Here is a 1504-nt window from a genome sequence, read left to right as displayed (position 1 = left end):
AAAAATGGCAAGAATTCCTCGAATGCTTTGTCGACGACCAGGAAGTCGTCGAACGTGTCAAGACATATTCCCCACGGTAACAATCGGGCGGTTACTTTTGACCCAGCCCGGTGGTGCCGGTCTATTTTTAATAAGGATCGCCAATTGGCTACCCCCCGCGTCACATACGCAATTGGCGACATCCATGGTTGTTCGGAATTATTGAAAATTCTCTTAGAGAAAATTCACGAAGACGCCCATGAGCGTGGTAAGCCTACGGTGAAGACCGCAGGCTTACGCTGCTTCGGTCGCCTAATCATGATCACAGGGACTTATCCCAAGACCTCAATGCTTACGAAGGAGGCGCATAGATAATTCTTGATGCAGATATATCGCTTGCGCAGGTACAGGCTTATTAAAGGTTGCCTTACTGATGAATAGGCTACCATTAATGCATTAGCTATTGCCCCGCAGACATGCATGGCTCCCATTTTCAATACTGAGATGACGTCTATCCGCCTGGTGCTATTGTAGGCATGAGTAGTTTTCCAGCCAATTGCGGAAGCTGATCCAAATTCACTCGTTCCTTTAAAGTGACCGCTGTCATCAAAGACCAATCCAAATAGTGATCGAATTTAGCGATGTTTGGATGAGATACTCCCTTCATCATTGCACCATTGCTTGGCGTATCGCCGACCGCTAGCCTATCAAGCAAGCTCTGAACGCCTTCAATGGAACAGTCTCCGATCTCTATCGCGTGAGAAAATACTGCTGACTTGTAATCTCGGGATGAGAAGGCCAGCGACAGGGTGGTAAGGTTTTTAGTACCCACCCAAGGAAACAAGATCACTCCTTCACCGAAGGAGATTATCGCATTGTCTGTCAGCCCCATTTCTATATAGGCTGAACGAGCACTTTGAAGCATTTCTTGTGCAGTTGTGTCCAGATAAGGGTAGACACCGGTACTCTCCAATACCTCACGCATCCGGGCGACGATTATATCGTGAATGTCACCACCCTTGCCGTCAAACCGAGGCAACTGCGCTCCTTTTGATGGCTTCACCTGAACGATGCGTGCACCATCGTCCACGGCTATAACCGACCAACGTCTTCCAGAGAAAATCAGCGTCTCCCCAGGCTTCAAGACAGAGGTTAGAGGATAACTACCCAGAACGCGGCTATCATGAAGAATGCGATACTCTCGCTCTGTTGCGAATACCGGGTAGAATTCATACGATTCAGTGACTTTCTCTCCCTCTTCACCCACCATGAGCAAACCATCGGGAGACTGCTCAATTAAGCGGTTGTCGGGCGACCCCATACAGCGCAACAATTGGCTGAAAAGCGCCTTATCAACTGTTTTGAAGGGCCCCTTTTCACAAAGTATATGCCAAGCCGAACGTGCACTAATTCCTCCGTACTGCAACGCAAGTGAACCGCGCCGGGTTTGCCGGAGACCGTTTGGTTTAAGTTATGCGGCCATGGGTGGCGCGTCCAGCATGGCGTGATATCGTTCTTCGGCCTC

Annotated in this window: 1 protein-coding gene; it reads right to left on the bottom strand. The window is 49.3% G+C overall.

Going from position 1 to position 1504, the window contains the following annotated elements:
* Positions 1-490: 490 nt before the first annotated feature.
* Positions 491-1300, bottom strand: a complete 810-nt coding sequence (locus tag FHS76_RS22395) for a hypothetical protein (protein WP_183658534.1) — start codon at positions 1298-1300, stop codon at positions 491-493.
* Between the last annotated feature and the right edge of the window lie 204 nt (positions 1301-1504).

Source organism: Brucella daejeonensis, assembly GCF_014199265.1.
Taxonomy (GTDB): domain Bacteria; phylum Pseudomonadota; class Alphaproteobacteria; order Rhizobiales; family Rhizobiaceae; genus Brucella; species Brucella daejeonensis.
The sequence above is the reverse complement of the archived record's forward strand: the minus strand, read 5'-3'. Positions and strand labels throughout refer to the sequence as shown.

Bases quoted from the DNA above. Each gene is read 5' to 3' on its own strand.
- FHS76_RS22395 (WP_183658534.1), bottom strand. From the start codon at position 1,300: ATGGGGTCGCCCGACAACCGCTTAATTGAGCAGTCTCCCGATGGTTTG.